The sequence below is a fragment of the Streptomyces sp. NBC_00038 genome (genome assembly GCF_026343635.1).
In the GTDB taxonomy this organism is placed as follows: domain Bacteria; phylum Actinomycetota; class Actinomycetes; order Streptomycetales; family Streptomycetaceae; genus Streptomyces.
The window spans coordinates 2701552-2717120 of record NZ_JAPELQ010000001.1 but is presented as its reverse complement, the minus strand read 5'-3'; the positions used below and the strand labels follow the sequence as shown (position 1 = coordinate 2717120).

16 protein-coding genes and 1 pseudogene are annotated in these 15569 nt (G+C 70.6%); 8 read left to right on the top strand and 9 right to left on the bottom strand.

Features of this window, described 5'->3' with window-relative positions; translation table 11 throughout:
• Positions 1-106 precede the first annotated feature (106 nt).
• Positions 107-1516 (bottom strand): PLP-dependent aminotransferase family protein, encoded by a 1410-nt coding sequence (locus OG219_RS12520; RefSeq protein ID WP_266825878.1) that lies wholly within the window; start codon positions 1514-1516, stop codon positions 107-109.
• Between the two features lie 47 nt (positions 1517-1563).
• On the opposite strand from OG219_RS12520, the gene OG219_RS12515 reads away from it, so the two are divergent.
• On the top strand, positions 1564-2076 hold the full coding sequence (locus tag OG219_RS12515) for a carboxymuconolactone decarboxylase family protein (RefSeq protein WP_266825876.1): 513 nt from the start codon (positions 1564-1566) through the stop codon (positions 2074-2076).
• A 35-nt stretch (positions 2077-2111) separates the two neighbouring features.
• On the opposite strand, the gene OG219_RS12510 is transcribed toward OG219_RS12515, so the two are convergent.
• From OG219_RS12510 to OG219_RS12500, 3 genes and pseudogenes are all read right to left on the bottom strand, one after another.
• Positions 2112-3602, bottom strand: a complete 1491-nt coding sequence (locus OG219_RS12510) for a glutamate synthase subunit beta (RefSeq protein ID WP_266825874.1) — start codon at positions 3600-3602, stop codon at positions 2112-2114.
• Positions 3603-3749: 147 nt separating this feature from the next.
• A complete protein-coding gene (locus tag OG219_RS12505) occupies positions 3750-4229 on the bottom strand; it encodes a DUF1772 domain-containing protein (protein ID WP_266825872.1) in 480 nt (159 codons plus the stop codon).
• 555 nt (positions 4230-4784) lie between these two features.
• A pseudogene (locus OG219_RS12500) lies at positions 4785-5487 on the bottom strand (DUF2293 domain-containing protein).
• Positions 5488-5658: 171 nt separating this feature from the next.
• Between OG219_RS12500 and OG219_RS12495 the strand changes: the two are divergent.
• From OG219_RS12495 to OG219_RS12485, 3 genes are all read left to right on the top strand, one after another.
• Entirely contained in the window at positions 5659-6300 is a 642-nt protein-coding gene (locus OG219_RS12495; RefSeq protein WP_266825870.1) for a uridine kinase, read from the top strand.
• Positions 6301-6359: 59 nt separating this feature from the next.
• Positions 6360-6755 (top strand): PPOX class F420-dependent oxidoreductase, encoded by a 396-nt coding sequence (locus OG219_RS12490; RefSeq protein WP_266825868.1) that lies wholly within the window; start codon positions 6360-6362, stop codon positions 6753-6755.
• 152 nt (positions 6756-6907) lie between these two features.
• Entirely contained in the window at positions 6908-7336 is a 429-nt protein-coding gene (locus tag OG219_RS12485) for a CBS domain-containing protein (protein ID WP_266825866.1), read from the top strand.
• A gap of 60 nt (positions 7337-7396) precedes the next feature.
• On the opposite strand, the gene corA is transcribed toward OG219_RS12485, so the two are convergent.
• Positions 7397-8524, bottom strand: coding sequence for a magnesium/cobalt transporter CorA (gene corA, locus OG219_RS12480; RefSeq protein WP_266825864.1), 1128 nt, complete (start codon positions 8522-8524; stop codon positions 7397-7399).
• Positions 8525-8724: 200 nt separating this feature from the next.
• On the opposite strand from corA, the gene OG219_RS12475 reads away from it, so the two are divergent.
• Positions 8725-9519, top strand: a complete 795-nt coding sequence (locus OG219_RS12475) for a class I SAM-dependent methyltransferase (RefSeq protein WP_266825862.1) — start codon at positions 8725-8727, stop codon at positions 9517-9519.
• A gap of 52 nt (positions 9520-9571) precedes the next feature.
• On the opposite strand, the gene OG219_RS12470 is transcribed toward OG219_RS12475, so the two are convergent.
• Positions 9572-10519 (bottom strand): carbohydrate kinase family protein, encoded by a 948-nt coding sequence (locus OG219_RS12470; RefSeq protein WP_266825860.1) that lies wholly within the window; start codon positions 10517-10519, stop codon positions 9572-9574.
• Complete coding sequence (locus tag OG219_RS12465; RefSeq protein WP_266825858.1) at positions 10516-11460, bottom strand: pseudouridine-5'-phosphate glycosidase; 945 nt, start codon at positions 11458-11460, stop codon at positions 10516-10518. The genes OG219_RS12470 and OG219_RS12465 overlap by 4 nt, the downstream gene beginning before the upstream one ends.
• 65 nt (positions 11461-11525) lie before the next feature.
• Here OG219_RS12465 and OG219_RS12460 point away from each other — a divergent pair, with 65 nt between their 5' ends.
• Complete coding sequence (locus OG219_RS12460) at positions 11526-11954, top strand: VOC family protein (protein WP_266825856.1); 429 nt, start codon at positions 11526-11528, stop codon at positions 11952-11954.
• Positions 11955-11999: 45 nt separating this feature from the next.
• Here the strand turns inward: OG219_RS12460 and fdhA are convergent, their stop codons facing one another.
• Positions 12000-13226 (bottom strand): formaldehyde dehydrogenase, glutathione-independent, encoded by a 1227-nt coding sequence (gene fdhA, locus OG219_RS12455; protein WP_266825854.1) that lies wholly within the window; start codon positions 13224-13226, stop codon positions 12000-12002.
• 147 nt (positions 13227-13373) lie between these two features.
• Here fdhA and OG219_RS12450 point away from each other — a divergent pair, with 147 nt between their 5' ends.
• Positions 13374-13736, top strand: coding sequence for a cupin domain-containing protein (locus tag OG219_RS12450; RefSeq protein WP_266465697.1), 363 nt, complete (start codon positions 13374-13376; stop codon positions 13734-13736).
• A 90-nt stretch (positions 13737-13826) separates the two neighbouring features.
• Here OG219_RS12450 and OG219_RS12445 read toward each other — a convergent pair whose 3' ends face one another.
• Entirely contained in the window at positions 13827-14381 is a 555-nt protein-coding gene (locus tag OG219_RS12445) for a methylated-DNA--[protein]-cysteine S-methyltransferase (RefSeq protein WP_266825851.1), read from the bottom strand.
• 292 nt (positions 14382-14673) lie between these two features.
• Between OG219_RS12445 and OG219_RS12440 the strand changes: the two genes are divergently transcribed.
• A complete protein-coding gene (locus OG219_RS12440; RefSeq protein WP_266825849.1) occupies positions 14674-15540 on the top strand; it encodes an MHYT domain-containing protein in 867 nt (288 codons plus the stop codon).
• Positions 15541-15569: the final 29 nt, after the last annotated feature.

Here is a 15569-nt window from a genome sequence, read left to right as displayed (position 1 = left end):
TCCTACGCTCAATGATCCCACCGTGGTTGGTTTGTATGTCGGTTGGAGGTCACTTTCTGGCCAGCGACGGCCGGCGACAACCGGCGACGACCGGTGGCGGCCCGGGTCACCCCGGTGGCAGCACCCCGCACAACGCGTCAAGTGCTGCCCCATAGGCGTGCTCAGCAGGCGTCGCGTACCCGACGACAAGGCCGTCCGGCGCGGACATCACCGCCTGCGGATGCCGGAACTCGCTCAGCCCGTCGAGCGCGACGCCCTGCCAGACCGCCGCCTTGACCGCGGACTGCTCGGTCCCCGGGGGCAGTCGCAGCACCGCGTGCAGCCCGGCCGCGATGCCGGTGACCTCGATGTGCGGGGCCCGTGCGGCGAGCGCGGCGACGAGACGGTCACGGCGCCTCCGGTACCGCTGCCGCATGCGCCGCACATGACGGTCGTACGACCCGGAGGCGATGAAGTCGGCGAGCGCGAGCTGATCGGGTACGCCCGCCCAGGCCTCCCGCTCGCCCTTGACCGCGAGCACACCATCGACGTACCGCTCCGGAAGGACCATCCAGCCGAGCCGCAGCGCGGGCGACAGGCTCTTGCTGACCGAGCCGATGTGGATCACCCGCTCCGGGTCAAGGCCCTGCAAGGCGCCGACCGGCTTGCGGTCGTAGCGGAACTCCCCGTCGTAGTCGTCCTCCAGGATCACGCCGCCACGCGCGCGTGCCCAGTCGATCACGGCTGCACGCCGTTCGGGGTGCAGCGGTCCGCCGGTCGGGAACTGGTGCGCGGGAGTGAGCAGTACGGCCCTATCCCGGCCTAACTCGCCGACCTGGGCGCCGTCTTCGTCCAGGGGCAGCGGCAGGGTCCGTACGGACGCGGCGGTCAGCAGCTCGCGGTGGAAGCCTAGGCCGTACGACTCGACGGCCAGTGGGCCCCGTAGCACCGCGGGAAAGAGCAACCGCAGGGCATGCGCGAAACCGGAGCAGATCACGATCCGCCCGGGCTCTGCGCGCACGCCACGCGCGCGTGCCAGGTACTCGGCGAGCGCGTGACGCAGTTCGACGCGGCCCGCCGGATCGCCGGGCCCGAAGGCCTCGTTGGGCGCCTGCTGGAGGGCCCGCCGGTAGGAGGCGAGCCAGGCGGTGCGCGGGAACGAGGACGCGTCCGGTGTGCCCTGCCGCAGGTCGTGCCGTGGTCCACGCGCGCGTGGAGGTGCCTTTTTCGGTACGCGCGCGGGGGCGCCCTGCGCTTCGGCGCGCTCCGCGACCCGCGTGCCCGAGCCCTGCCGGGCGGTCAGCCAGCCCTCGGCGACCAGCTCGGCGTACGCGTCGGCGACCGTGTTGCGCGCGACGCCCAGGTCGGCCGCGAGCGAGCGGTACGGCGGCAGCCGGGTGCCCGGCGTGAGCCTCCCACTGCGTACGGCCTCCCTCAGGGCACGGATCAGCACGGCCCGCCGCCCACCGGACCCGGCCATCTCCAGATGCAGGTCAGCACCGATCCGCTCCGCCGAATTGACCCATGTTTCTGCCACAAAAATGCACCCTACAGCGGGTCTATTGGGCCCGTAGATTCATGGTCATGACGACGAACACGAACACGAGCGCGAACTTCGCTGAGGCTGCCGGAACGGCCGTGGCCGAAAACGCCCGCCTCGACTTCGCGAAGTCCGCCCCGAAGGTCTTCCGGGCGCTCATCGGCTTCGACGCGGCGGCCCGCGACGGACTCGACCCCGCCCTCGTCGAGCTCATCCAGATCCGCGCCTCGCACCTCAACCACTGCGCGTACTGCCTCCACATGCACACCAACGACGCCCGCAAGGCCGGCGAGAGCGAGGACCGGCTGCACATGGTCGCGGTGTGGCGCGAGGCCCGCCACTTCTTCACGGAGAAGGAGCGCGCCGCCCTCGCCCTCACGGAGGCGGTCACCCTGGTCGCCGACGGAGGCGTCCCGGACGACGTCTACGCACAGGCCGCGGCGGTCTTCGACGACCAGGAACTGGCCCACGTCCTGGCACTGATCCTCACGATCAACACCTGGAACCGGGTGGCGCTGTCGACGGCGAAGGTGGCGGGCACGGACGAGCGCGGCTGACGAGTGCCGCTGACGAGCGTGCCTGACGGGTCCGCCTACACCGTCATCGGGCGGTCGTACGGCCCGATCGGTGCCGGCAGCCGCGAGTTGCCGCCCGTCAGCCTGCGGTCCACCGCGGCCGCCACCGCGCGGCCCTCGGCGATGGCCCACACGATGAGGGACTGGCCGCGGGCCGCGTCCCCGGCGGCGTACACCCCGGGGACGTTGGTCGCGAACTCCGCGTCACGGGTGATCGTTCCGCGCGGATCGAGGGCGAGCCCCAGCTGGTCGATCAGGCCGTCGTGTCGGTCGGGCCCGGAGAAGCCGAGCGCGAGCAGCACCAGGTCGGCGGGGAGCGTCCGTGCGGAACCGGGAACCGGGCGGCGCCCGGCGTCCACCTCGACGAGGTGCAGCGAGCGCACATGTCCGGCCGCGTCCCCGGTGAAGCGGAGCGTGGACGCGGCGAAGAGCCGCGCGTCCGCGTCCGCCGCGGGCGCCGTCTCCAGCGCACCGGCCTCCTCGTGCGCGGCCGAGAGCCGGTAGATCTTCGGATACGTCGGCCAGGGCTCGGCGTCCTCGTCGCGCTCCGCCTCCGGCTGCGCGTAGATGTCGAGTTGGGTCACGGACGCCGCGCCCTCACGTACGGCGGTCCCCAGGCAGTCCGCGCCGGTGTCCCCGCCGCCGACGATGACGACATGCTTGTCGGCGGCGGACAGCGGAGACGTCTCGAGGTCGCCCTCACAGACCCGGTCGGCGAGCGGGAGGTACTCCATCGCCTGATGAATGCCTTGCAACTCCCGCCCAGGTACGGGTAGTTCACGCCAGGCAGTCGCGCCCACGGCAAGGATCACGGCGTCGTAGCGCGCCCGCAGCTCCGCCGCCCCGATGTCCCGCCCGACCACCGTCGACGTACGGAACTTGGTTCCCTCCGCCCGCATTTGACCGAGTCGCCGGTCCAGATGCCGCTTCTCCATCTTGAACGCCGGGATCCCGTACCGCATGAGCCCGCCGATCCGGTCGGCCCGCTCGTACACGGCGACGGTGTGCCCGGCCCGCGTCAACTGCTGCGCCGCGGCGAGCCCGGTGGGCCCCGACCCGATGACCGCGACCGTCCGCCCGGAGAGCCGGTCCGGTGGCCGTGGCGGTGTGAGACCGTCCGCCCAGGCGCGGTCGGCGATGGCGACCTCCACGTTCTTGATGGTGACCGCCGGCTGGTTGATCGCGAGCACGCAGCCTGCCTCGCACGGCGCGGGGCACAACCGCCCGGTGAACTCGGGGAAGTTGTTCGTCGCGTGCAGCCGGTCGCTCGCCGCCCGCCAGTCGTCCCGGGAGACGAGATCGTTCCACTCGGGGATCAGATTGCCCAGCGGACAGGCGTCGTGGCAGAACGGGATCCCGCAGTCCATACAGCGGTCGGCCTGCCTGCTGATGATCGGCAGCAGCGCCCCGGGGACGTACACCTCGTTCCAGTCCCGCACCCGTTCCCCGACGGGCCTGCGGGGGTACTCCTCGCGCGGAGTGGTGAGAAATCCCTTGGGATCGGCCATGGCCGTCTCCCTTGCGTACACGTAGGGGCACGGCGCCGCGCAGCTGTCGGACGTCCTCGGCCCACGGCCTTCGGGCGGCACTCCTTTCCCGCCACGATACGTCGCCTCCGTGGGCCCCGCCGCTCAGCTGAGGACTCGGACGACGACTCACGCGAGGGCAAGGACGTACGAGATCGACGCGGCGGCTGCCGCGGCCGTGCGCACGTGGTTCCACACCGTCCACTCGCGCACGTACGTGGGCCAGTACGCGGCGGCCTCCGGGCTCCCGGGGTCCATCTTGGCGAGCGCGTCGTTGCGCGGGACGTTCGCGGCGATGGTCACCCCGAAGCACCCGAACAGATACAGCGCACTGCCCAGCAGCAGTTCCACCGTCCCCTCGTCCGGCCACAGCACGAACGTGACCACCGCGAGGACGGCGCACAGCAACGCCGACCCGATGAACGCCAGCATGAACGCCGGCCGCAGCACGACCACATTGATCGACTTCATCGCGGCGACCCCCTGCGCGGGCGGCAACTCGGCGAGCGCCCGCATCACGAACGTCGAGAACCCGTAGAACACCCCGGCCACCAGCCCACAGCCGAGCACACCCAGCAACGTAAGCACGAAGTACGGCCCATCGATCATGTCCACTCCCACATCGACCCCAAAGTCCATCACCACTAGTGAAAGCCCGGACGGCGACGGTGACCATGGCCGAGGGACGCGGAGACATGTGTGAGCGTCCAGCCCACGGGACCTTCTGACGCCGAGCAGAGATCTTTCAGCCGGTCCGGCGATCGAGGGCGAGGCGGCGCCGTCCCGATCCCCCACCCACCCGTGGAGGCCGCGCTTTTCAGCTCCGGGGAGATCATTCAGCTCGTCCGGCGTTTGAGGGCGAGGCGGTGCCATCCCGATCCCCCACCCACCCGTGGGGGCTGCCGCTCTTCAGCCCGGGGTCGGGGAAGGTCTTTTCAGCCCGTCCGGCGTTTGAGGACGAGCGCGTCAGCGCGACACGGGGGTCTGGGGGTGGAGCCCCCAGGTACGGGACGGGTAGGGGCGGAGGGGGCGAAATCCCGCCTCTACGTCGGTGCGGGCGGGCCGGTCGCCCGGGACGAGGCAGCCCGCCGGGCCTGAATCGGGCCGGGATCAAGCGTCCGGCGATGGAGCCACCCAGCACGGTGAGGTGCCCGCACGCACCAGTCACGGCGCCACCTCCCCGCCACGCCACCCCCGCAGCACGTCCTCCACCACCCCCGAGATCCGCCGCCGCGCCTCATACCGAGGCAAGCCACTCATCAGCAACTGGTCATACCCCGTGTCCGCGTGCCGCACGGCCGCCCGCACCGCCGAGCCCACCGCGACCTCGGACAACGCCCGGCCCGCGGCACTGCGCCCGACCTGCCCACTCCCGCGCACCGAGGCATGCGCCGCGATGTCCCGCGCCCGGTCGCCCGGACAGCCGGGAAACATCCGGCGGATCTCCCGCTCGAACGCCTCCGTGAACCGCAGATCCTCCGCCTCCCGCCGCCTCCCGCCGCCGCGCGTCCCGCGCCCGGCGCCGCCGCCGGGCCTCCGCGTCCGCCAGGCACCGTTCCTCGGCCCGGGCGAGCGCCGCCTCCTCGACGAGCACGCCCTGCCGCTCGTACCGGCTCCTGCGCCGGTTGAACCGCACCACCACAGCCGACAGCGCACTCCCCTCCCGCGACCTCCGCGTCAGCGCGGTGTCGCCCCGCGGCAGGAACACCAGATGCCCGAGATCCGCGCAGTCCAGGCACCGCGGCGCCCCTTCCTCCAGTACCAACAGCGTGAGCGGCCCGGTCCGGCACTCGGCACACTGCCGCTTCTTGAGCGGCTGGACCACGAGAAGTCCGGTGCGGTGCGCGGGAGTTGTGATCGGGCCCATACGTGTTTCCTTCCCCCGTCCGGCCCGGGATGTACGTCGTCGGCGGGCCATCCCCAGGCAGCCACCGGATTCGGGCAACCCGGATGCCGCTCCCCGACGCCGCTCACGCCTGGAGTGCCACGCCCCCAGACCCTCGCCACGCCTACGAGATCGCATCCTGATGGCGGCATCATGGGCCCTGTGCGACTCGAAGCGATCACCTGGGAACGGCTCGGCGACCTCCTCGCCGAGCGGCTGCTCGACCTGAAACCGGACGACGGCAGCCCCTGGCCGCGCATCGCCTTCGACGGTGCCCCGGCCGCCCGCCCCGGCGACCTCGCACACCGAGTCTCCGAGGCGCTCCGCATACGCGGCCGGTCCTCGCTGGTGGTCGGCACGGAGGGCTTCCTGCGCCCCTCGTCGCTGCGGCTTGAATACGGCCGCGAGGACGTGGAGTCGTACTACGACGGCTGGTTCGACACCGGCGCGCTGTGGCGCGAGGTCTTCGGCCCCCTCGAACCCGGTGGTGACGGCCGCGTCCTGCCCGACCTCTGGGACCCGGCCACCGACCGCGCCACCCGCAGCCCGTACGCCCAACTCGCGCCCGGCAGCCCCCTGTTGCTGCACGGCCCCTTCCTCCTTCGCCACTGGTTCCCCTTCGACCTCAGCGTCCATGTGCTCCTTTCCCAGGGCGCACTCCGCCGCCGTACCCCCGAGGCCGAGCAGTGGACCCTCCCCGCCTTCGCGCGCTACGAGACCGAGACCGACCCGGGTGCCACGGCCGATGTCCTGGTGCGCGCCGACGACCCGCGCCATCCGGCGTGGAACGGCTGATCGCGATCAGTTGCGCGAAACCCTTCTGCATGCACGTGCATGTAGTTATGCTGATGGTCATGACGATCTCCTTCGGTGAATCGGCCCGCGCTCTCCTCGATGCCAAAAACTTCGCCAGCGTCGCCACCCTCGGCCCCGGCGGCGCTCCCCAGAACTCGGTGGTCTGGATAAAACGTGAGGGCGACACCGTGCTGTTCTCCTCCACCGCCGGACGCCAAAAGGTGCGCAACCTCCAGCGGGACCCCCGCATCAGCCTCTCGGTCTTCGACCTCGCCAACCCCTACACCTCCGTGGAGATCCGCGGCACCGCCGAGATCCTCCCCGACGACGCCAAACGCCTCCCGTACGAGCTCTCGCACAAGTACCTCGGCATCGACCCGCCGGCGGAGAAGGGCGACGAGGTCCGCGTGATCATCCGCGTCGTCCCGCAGAAGATCGTCGGCTTCTCTGTCTGATCCGGCTGATCCGGCTGATCCGGAACCGGGAACTCTGACCCGAAACCGGGAACTTCCGGGTGCGTTTCTCCGGGCGCGCGGCGAGAATGTAGGGCGCCGGGACTAGCGGTGCGTTCGCGCCGCGCCGGCCGTCCGGCACCGGGAGGTACTTCATGACCACCGCCGGAGACATCATGCACCGTGGTGCCCAGTGGATTCCCGCCCACGAGACCCTGGACCGCGCCGCCCAGCTGATGCGTGAGCTCAATGTGGGCGCCCTGCCCATCAGCGACGAGAACGAACGGCTCTGCGGCATCCTCACGGACCGCGACATCGTGGTCGGGTGCGTGGCCATGGGCCACGACCCGGCACGGGTCACCGCGGGCGAGATGGCCCAGGGCACTCCGCGCTGGATCGAGTCGGGTGCCGACGTCGGCGAGGTGCTCCAGGAGATGAAGGGGCACCAGATCCGCCGGCTCCCCGTGATCGAGAACAAGCGCCTGGTCGGCATGATCAGCGAGGCCGACCTGGCCCAGCACCTGACGGACGAACAGCTCGCCGCCTGGGTCGAGAGCGTCTACGCGAGGAGCGCGACGAGCTGACCTCGTCGATCCGCGCGCTCTCGTCCGGTCGGCCGTACCGGGCGAGAGGCGTTCTGGGCCTCACAGCCAGCCGTTGCGTCTGAACCCCCGGTACAGGACGAGGCAGGCGACGGTGATCGCGCTGATGACCAGCGGGTAGCCGTACCGCCAGTGCAGCTCCGGCATGTTGTCGAAGTTCATGCCGTACACCCCACAGACCATCGTCGGCACGGCGATGACCGCCGCCCACGCCGTGATCTTCCGCATGTCCTCGTTCTGCGACACCGTGACCTGTGCCAGGTGTGCCTGAAGGATGGAGTTGAGCAGCTCGTCGAAGGCGGCGATCTGCTCGGTGACCCGCATCAGGTGGTCGGAGACGTCGCGGAAGTAGGCCTGTATCTCCGGGTCGATCACCCGTATCGGCCGGGTGGTGAGCTCCTGGATCGGGCGGGCGAGCGGAGCCACGGCCCGCTTCAGTTCGAGGAGTTCACGCTTGAGCTGGTAGATACGGCCCGCGTCGGCCCGTGCGCCGTTCTCGGCGAAGACATCGGCCTCGACCTGGTCGATGTCCGCCTGGACCGAGTCCGTGACATTCACGTAGTCGTCGACCACATGGTCAGCGATCGCGTGCAGCACCGCGGCCGGCCCCTTGGAGAGCTGTTGGGGATCGGACTCCAGCTCCTCGCGCAGCGGGCCCAGCGACCCGTGCCGTCCGTGCCGCACCGTGATGACGAAGTCGGGACCGACGAAGACCATGATCTCGCCGGTGTTCACCACCTCGCTGGTCGCCGTCAGTTCCTTGTGCTCGACGTAGCAGACCGTCTTGAACACGGCGAACAGCGTCTCGTCGTACCGCTCGAGTTTCGGACGCTGATGGGCCTCCACCGCGTCCTCGACGGCCAGGGGGTGCAGGTCGAAGAGGTCGGCGATGCCCGCGAACTCCCGCTCCGTCGGCTCGTGCAGCCCGAGCCAGACGAAGCCGTTGTCCTTCTTGCGGATCCGCTCCACGGTGTCGACCAGATCGCGGCCGCCGGGGACTCTGGCGCCGTCCTGGTAGGCCACGCAGTTCACTACTGCCGTACCCAGCGGGGACCTGGCGTGGTGGCTCAGGTCGACACGGGTGTGTCGCCGTGCCAGCCGCGCCACCTTGCGGAGGCCGCTGACCTTGTCGAGGCCCGCGACCTTCCGCAGATTCCCTGCCATGGACATCTGGATCTCCTTGCGTGGATCCCCTCGCGCCGCACTTTGCGCCTTGGCGTGCCAGTTTGCCAGGCCGGTTCGATCGCCGGGGAAGCCTGTGGGAACGGAGCATTCCGTTCCGGTTCACCGACACGGCTGGCTGTGGGTGAGTGTCGCCAACGGGAGCGTCGGCGATTCCGGACAAGCGGTTCAACTGGGATGATCTCGCCATGACGCGAACCGACGGGTATCTCCTCGACAACCGGCAGACCGAGGCGGGACAGCGCTTCGACGCCTTCGCCACTCTCTTCGACCCCACGACGTTCCGGCACATCGAGCGCTTCGGCATCGGGTCCGGCTGGCGCTGCTGGGAGGTCGGCGCGGGCGGCACGTCCGTGGTGTCCTGGCTGGCCAAGAAGGTCGGTCCCACCGGACGGGTCATCGCGACCGACATCGACACGTCGTTGGTGGCCCCCGCCGCCCGCCCGCCGGTCGAGGTACGCGTCCACGACGTGGGTGCCGAGGAGCCGCCGGGTGAGGGCTTCGACCTCGTGCACGCACGGCTCGTGCTGGTTCATGTGCCGGACCGGGAGCGGGCGTTGCGGTCGATGATCAAGGCTCTGCGGCCCGGCGGCCGGCTCCTCGTCGAGGACGCCGACCCCGCCTTGCAGCCGCTGCTCTGCCTCGACGAGTACGGCCCCGAGCAACAGCTCGCGAACCGGTTGCGCCAGGGACTGCGCAGCCTGCTCGCGGAGCGCGGCGCCGATCTCGCGTACGGCCGTAAACTCCCGCGCCTGCTCCGCGAGGCCGGGCTGCGCGGCGTGGAGGCCGACGCGTACTTCCCCGTCACCTCGCCGGCCTGCGCCGAGCTCGAATCCGCGACGATCCGCCAGATCCGGGACCAGCTCGTCACCACGGGCCTCGCCACCCACGAGGAGATCGACCGCCACCTGGCCAACGTGACCTCCGGTTCCCTGGACCTGACGACGGCACCGATGATCTCGGCCTGGGGGCGCAAGGTCTAGGAGTACCGGGGGCCGCAAAGGCTAGGAGTAAGGGGAGTCGGCGAAGGCGCCGTCACGCACTCGCCGGCGGTCTCCCTCCGACCCGTTCCACCGCCATCGCCCCCGCCCCGCACCCCTCCACCGCTGCCTCCTCGGGCTCCGCGCCCGAGAGCAGGGCGGCGAGGAACGCTCCGGTGAAGGCGTCGCCCGCGCCCGTGGTGTCGTGGGGTGTGGCGGGCGATGCCGGAACACGGGCGTGGACGGCGCCCGCACGGGCCACCAGGGCTCCGTCGCCGCCCTGCTTGGCGACGACCAGGGGGACGTGATGGCTCAACTTGGCCGCCGCGTCCGCCGGATCGGGCAACCCCGTCAGCAGGAAGGCCTCGTCGCGGCTGGGCAGCAGGACGTCGACGCCCTCGGCGAGTGCGAGGAAGCGGTCCACGCCCAGTTGCGTGAGGAACCCCGCCGATGCCGGGTCCAGGCTCACCGGCACGCCACGCGCGCGTGCCGACTCCAGCGCCACCGACACCAGCCCCCGCCCCGACTCGGAGAAGAACAGGTAACCCGAAAGATGCAGCCGCGCGACCCCGTCGAGCAACGCGGCCGACCAGTCGCCGGGTTCGAGCCGCAGCGCGGCCCCGCTGTCCGTGAGGAACGTGCGCTCCGCCGAAGCACCCGTGTCCACCAGGCAGACGACCGTTCCCGTCGGCGCCTCCGGATCGACGACGAGCAGGGGACGCACCCCGCAAGCCGTCAGCTCGCGCTCGTGCCATACGGCCGCATCCGCACCCACCCGTCCCAGCAAGCGCACGTCCGCGCAGCCCCAATACGCCGCCCAGCACGCGACGTTGCCGCCCGCCCCACCCGGCAGGGTACGTACCGTGGCGGCGGTGTCGGTGCCCGCCGCGAGTGGCCCGTGGTGCCGGGCGACGACGTCGGTGACCACGTCACCGATGACGAGCAGCGCCCCCGTGGGCGCGCTTCCGCCGAGCCCGGCAGCCGCCTGATCCGTCCTGCTCACGCCGCCCCGGCCCAGGCGGCCGCGATCCGACCCGCGAGGCGTACGTTGCCGCGTACCGCCGCGAGGTTGGCGCTCAGCGAGGCGCCGTCCGTGTGCCGCACCAGATAGTCGAGCAGGAACGGCGTCACCGCCTGCCCTGTCACACCCTCCGCCTCGCACGCGTGCAGCGCGTCGGCGAGCACGCGCGCGTGGAGCGCGGGATCGAGCTGCTCCTCTTCAGGGACGGGGTTCGCGACGATGAGCGCCGACTCGGGACCGTCCAGCGTGTCCTGCGCGCGCATCACGTCCGCCACCTGCCCGGGCGACTGAAGCGTCCACTCCACCGGGTGCCCGGAGTCGGACAGGTAGAAGCCGGGGAACCGTTCCGTCCCGTACCCGGCCACCGCCACGCCCAGCGTCTCCAGGCGCTGCAACGTCGCGGGCACGTCCAGGATCGACTTGACGCCCGCACACACCACCGTGATCCGGGTACGCGCAAGAAGGCCCAGATCGGCGGACTCGTCCTGCGTCAGCGTCCACTCCCGGTGCACCCCGCCGAGCCCGCCCGTCGCGAACACCCGTACGCCCGCGCGGGCGGCCAGCAGCGCCGTCGCGGACACGGTCGTCGCCCCGCTCGCTCCCGACGCCACGGCGAGCGGCAGATCACGGTGCCCGAGCTTGCGGATCCCGTCTTCGTTGGCGACGCGCTCCAACTGCTCCTTGTCCAGTCCGACAAGGGGCTTCCCGTCGAGCACGGCGATCGTCGCGGGGACGGCGCCCTCCTGCCGTACGACATCCTCCAGCTCCAGAGCGACCTGCAGATTGCGCGGGCGCGGCAACCCGTGCGCGATGATCGTCGACTCCAGGGCCACCACCGGCCGGCGCGCGTCGAGCGCCTCTCGCACCTCTTCGGACACCACGATCACGCGGCTGCCTCCTGTTGGTCGGTCGTCTTTCCTCATCTCTGGCGAGCGGCACGCCAGGTCAAACCCTTGCGACCGCCGCCGCGCGCCCCCAGCCTGGGGGCATGACGGACAACTCGACACGTCTCGACCATGTCGTCCTCTGGGTACGCGATCCGGTCGCCTCGGCCGGCTTCTACGAGCAGGCGGTCGGCCTGGAGCCCCTGAGGGTCACCGAATTCGCCGCGGGAAAGGCGCCGTTCCCCTCCGTACGCCTCAATGAAGAGACCATTTTCGATCTGATGCCGCTCCCCATGGCGGCGTACATGAACATGGTCCCCGGAGGTGCCGACAGCGCCGGCCACCCGGTCAACCACGTCTGCCTGTCCCTCCAGGGGAACGATTTCCAGGCGCTGCGGACACGTCTGGAGGAGCGGGCCGTCCCCGTCTCGGAATTCTCGTACGACTCCTTCGGCGCCCGCGGAATGGCCAAGCGCAGCTTCTACTTCCGTGACCCGGACGGAAACGTCTTCGAGGCGCGGCACTACGAGTAGCGCGCGAAGGGGTGCCCACGCGCGCGTGGGCACCCCTTCAGGACCTCAGACCGGCCGTACGCCGGCCAGTGCCCCATGCGGATCGAGTACGTACTTGCGGCTGGCGCCCTGGTCGAACTCGGCGTAGCCGCGTGGCGCGTCGTCCAGGCTGATCACCGTGGCGTTGACCGCCTTGGCGATGTGCACGCGCTCGTGCAGGATCGCCTTCATCAGCCCCCGGTGGTACCGCATCACCGGGCACTGCCCCGTGGCGAAGCGATGGCTCTTCGCCCACCCCAGGCCGAGCCGCACCTTCAGCGTCCCGGTCCGCGCGTCCTGGTCGATCCCGCCAGGGTCGTCCGTGACGTACAGCCCGGGTATGCCCAGGGCGCCGCCCGCGCGCGTGATGCCCATCAGCGAGTTCAGGACGGTCGCGGGCGCCTCCTGGGCGTTCGGGCCGTGGGCCCGGGCCTCGAAGCCGACCGCGTCGACCGCCGCGTCGACCTCGGGCTCTCCGAGGATCTGCGCGATCTGGTCCTCCACGCTGCCGCGTGACACGTCGACGGTCTCGCAGCCGAAACTCCGTGCCTGGGCGAGGCGTTCGGCGTTGAGGTCCCCGACGATGACGACCGCGGCACCGAGGAGCTGCGCCGAGGCCGCGGCTGCGAGACCCACCGGGCCCGCTCCGGCGACGTACACCGTCGAACCGACCCCGGCGCCCGCGGTGACCGCGCCGTGGAAACCGGTCGGGAAGATGTCCGACAGCATGGTGAGGTCGAGGAGTTTCTCCCGTGCCTGTTCCCGGTCGGGGAACCGCAGCAGGTTGAAGTCCGCGTACGGGACCATGGCGTACTCGGCCTGCCCGCCGACCCAGCCGCCCATGTCGACATAGCCGTAGGCGGCGCCCGGCCGGGCCGGGTTGACGTTCAGGCAGATGCCGGTCTTGCGCTCCTTGCAGTTGCGGCACCGCCCGCAGGCGATGTTGAACGGCACCGAGACGATGTCCCCGACCTCGATGAACTCGACGTCCGGGCCGCGTTCCAGTACCTCTCCGGTGATTTCGTGTCCGAGGACCAGCCCCTCGGGCGCGGTCGTACGGCCCCGCACCATGTGCTGGTCACTTCCGCAGATGTTGCTGGCGAGCACCTTGAGGATGACCCCGTGCCGGCACTTGCGGCCGACGTTGTCGGGTGCCACTCCCGGCCCGTCCTGCAGTTCAAGCGTCGGGTGGTCGATGGTCCTGACCTCCACCGCACCCGGCTTGAGATACGCGACTGCCCTGTTTCCGCTCATGCCTGATCGCCGTCCCTTCGGCCCCGTTGCTTCGGACGCCAGCGGCTGTGCGCATGGCGGAGTCTGCTACCAGGCGTGCGGTCCGGCCACCCTTCGCGCCAGGGCTTTCTGGTCCCTGATGACGGCTTGCCCTTAAGGTGACCGCTCATGACCACGAACACCCAGGCCACGCCGTCCTTCGCTGTGCACATCCCCGATGCCGAGCTCGAGCCGGAGCCGCTCGACCCGGCCCAGATCGTCTCCGGCGACCCGGTCGTGACGGGCAAGGTGCTGTGGGAGTCGGCCGACGGCAAGCAGCTGCGCGGCATCTGGCAGATCACGCCCGGTGTGGTGACCGACACCGAGGCGAACGAGCTCTTCGTTGTCGTGAGCGGCCGCGCCACGATCGAGGTCGAGGACGGTGACGTCATCGAGGTGGGTCCTGGCGACGCGGCGATCCTGCGCGAGGGCGACCGCACGACCTGGACCGTCCACGAGACGCTCCGCAAGGCGTACCACATCAGCCTCTGAGGGCCTGCTCGGCGCGGAGCCCGCACCGCTCTGGGGACACCGCAAGGGCGTGGCTCATCGGTGAGTCACGCTCCCGCCCGCCGAGGGTGGTCAGAACAGCGGCTCCGGAAGCACCCCCTCCAGCGCGAGAAGCTTCCGCTTGGTCTCCAGCCCGCCCCCGAAGCCCCCGATACCGCCGTCGCGCTCGACGACCCGGTGGCACGGCACGACGACCGGCAGCGGGTTCGAGCCCATGGCCACGCCCACGGCCTGCGCCGCGCCCGGCTGGCCGACCCGGCCTGCCAGGTCGCCGTAGCCCACGACCGCGCCGTACGGGACGCCGGACGCCAGCTCGCGCAGCACCTGGCGGTTGAACCCGGAGATCAGCGACCAGTCCAGCGGCAGCTCGAAGTCACGCCGCTCGCCCGCGAAGTACGCCGTGACCTGACATATCGGCTCGGCCAGGAGCGGGGAGTCAGGTGCCTCGGCCGGCTCGCTGCCCAGGCGTGAGGCAAGCCGGTCGAGCGCCTTGTCGCGCACCGCGTCCGTGGCGTGGAACACGACGTTCACCAGGCCGTCGTGCGTCGCCGCCAGCAGCAGCGGACCGATGTCCGTGCCGACGACGGTCCACACGACCTGCTGCTCGTTCTGCCCGTGGCTGTTCATGCGATCCACCGTACGGCGCACCACTGACAACGCCCGCGGCGCGGACACCGGCACAGGTCCGCGGGCATGTGTACCCCCGGGCGCGGGATGGCCACATCTTGAATGGGGTCGGCCAAGTCCACACACTGGCGCCGCACAAGTGGGGCGAGGCCGTGTTTCTTTGCCGGAAAATCGTTCGACCCCTCCGGTGGGGGTCATACTCTCTGCCTCAACCCTGACCGTTCTTACGGTTCCGAGGGTGGGGGCAATTCAGAAAATTCCGGGCGAAACCGGGCGGGAAGGATAGCCGCGCATGCAGGGCACGGTCGACGGCTTCAGTTACGGACTCGTCACACCGGTAGTGGCATATCTCATGGCCTGCCTGGGGGGAGCGCTGGGGCTGCGCTGCACCACCAGATCGCTGCTCGTCGCCCGTTCCTGGCGGGCCGGCTGGCTCGCGCTCGGCTCGGCCGCTATCGCCTCGGGCATATGGACCATGCACTTCATCGCCATGATGGGGTTCACGGTCGAGGAGACCCCGATCCGCTACGACAAACTGCTGACGTTCGCGAGCCTGGGCGTGGCCATCGTGATGGTCGGCATCGGGATCTTCATCGTCGGCTACCAGGGAGCCACCGGAACGGCGCTCTTCACCGGAGGCACCATCACCGGCCTGGGAGTCGCCTCGATGCACTACCTGGGCATGGCGAGCATCAGCCTCAACGGGAAGCTCGAGTACAACACCCTCACCGTCTCCGCCTCGGTCGTCATTGCCGTCGTCGCAGCCACCACCGCCCTGTGGGCGGCCGGGCAGGTCAGGGGATTCCTCTGGAGTGTGGGCGCCAGCCTCGTCATGGGACTCGCCGTCACCGGCATGCACTACACCGGCATGGCCGCCCTCAGCGTCCATCTGCACAGCACGTCCAGCACTCCCGTCGGGGACTCGTCCGCCGCCCTGATCGCGCCCATGATGATCGGCCCGCTGGTCTTCCTCTGCCTGGCGGGCGTCGTCGTGATGTTCGACCCCCTGATGGTCATGGGGAAGCCCGACTGGACACCCAAGGACAACAGGCCGGGCATCCCCGCCCACCCGGCCGTCCCGCACCCCGGTAGCCGCCCGCCGCTCCGCCCCGGCCGGGACCGTGGACGCAGGAGCTCCCGCACCCCGCAGAACTGGTGATCCGGCACCGTTGTCAGTGCGGGGTCGTA

What these genes read in the sequence shown, in the direction of transcription:
- OG219_RS12440 (WP_266825849.1), top strand. Translation starts at nt 14,674, where the DNA reads ATGCAGGGCACGGTCGACGGCTTCAGTTACGGACTCGTCACACCGGTA.
- fdhA (WP_266825854.1), bottom strand. Translation starts at nt 13,226, where the DNA reads ATGAGCGGAAACAGGGCAGTCGCGTATCTCAAGCCGGGTGCGGTGGAG.
- corA (WP_266825864.1), bottom strand. Translation starts at nt 8,524, where the DNA reads ATGTCCATGGCAGGGAATCTGCGGAAGGTCGCGGGCCTCGACAAGGTC.
- OG219_RS12450 (WP_266465697.1), top strand. Translation starts at nt 13,374, where the DNA reads ATGACCACGAACACCCAGGCCACGCCGTCCTTCGCTGTGCACATCCCC.
- OG219_RS12505 (WP_266825872.1), bottom strand. Translation starts at nt 4,229, where the DNA reads ATGATCGATGGGCCGTACTTCGTGCTTACGTTGCTGGGTGTGCTCGGC.
- OG219_RS12465 (WP_266825858.1), bottom strand. Translation starts at nt 11,460, where the DNA reads ATGAGGAAAGACGACCGACCAACAGGAGGCAGCCGCGTGATCGTGGTG.
- OG219_RS12510 (WP_266825874.1), bottom strand. Translation starts at nt 3,602, where the DNA reads ATGGCCGATCCCAAGGGATTTCTCACCACTCCGCGCGAGGAGTACCCC.
- OG219_RS12475 (WP_266825862.1), top strand. Translation starts at nt 8,725, where the DNA reads ATGACGCGAACCGACGGGTATCTCCTCGACAACCGGCAGACCGAGGCG.
- OG219_RS12485 (WP_266825866.1), top strand. Translation starts at nt 6,908, where the DNA reads ATGACCACCGCCGGAGACATCATGCACCGTGGTGCCCAGTGGATTCCC.
- OG219_RS12515 (WP_266825876.1), top strand. Translation starts at nt 1,564, where the DNA reads ATGACGACGAACACGAACACGAGCGCGAACTTCGCTGAGGCTGCCGGA.
- OG219_RS12490 (WP_266825868.1), top strand. Translation starts at nt 6,360, where the DNA reads ATGACGATCTCCTTCGGTGAATCGGCCCGCGCTCTCCTCGATGCCAAA.
- OG219_RS12495 (WP_266825870.1), top strand. Translation starts at nt 5,659, where the DNA reads ATGGGCCCTGTGCGACTCGAAGCGATCACCTGGGAACGGCTCGGCGAC.
- OG219_RS12445 (WP_266825851.1), bottom strand. Translation starts at nt 14,381, where the DNA reads ATGAACAGCCACGGGCAGAACGAGCAGCAGGTCGTGTGGACCGTCGTC.
- OG219_RS12460 (WP_266825856.1), top strand. Translation starts at nt 11,526, where the DNA reads ATGACGGACAACTCGACACGTCTCGACCATGTCGTCCTCTGGGTACGC.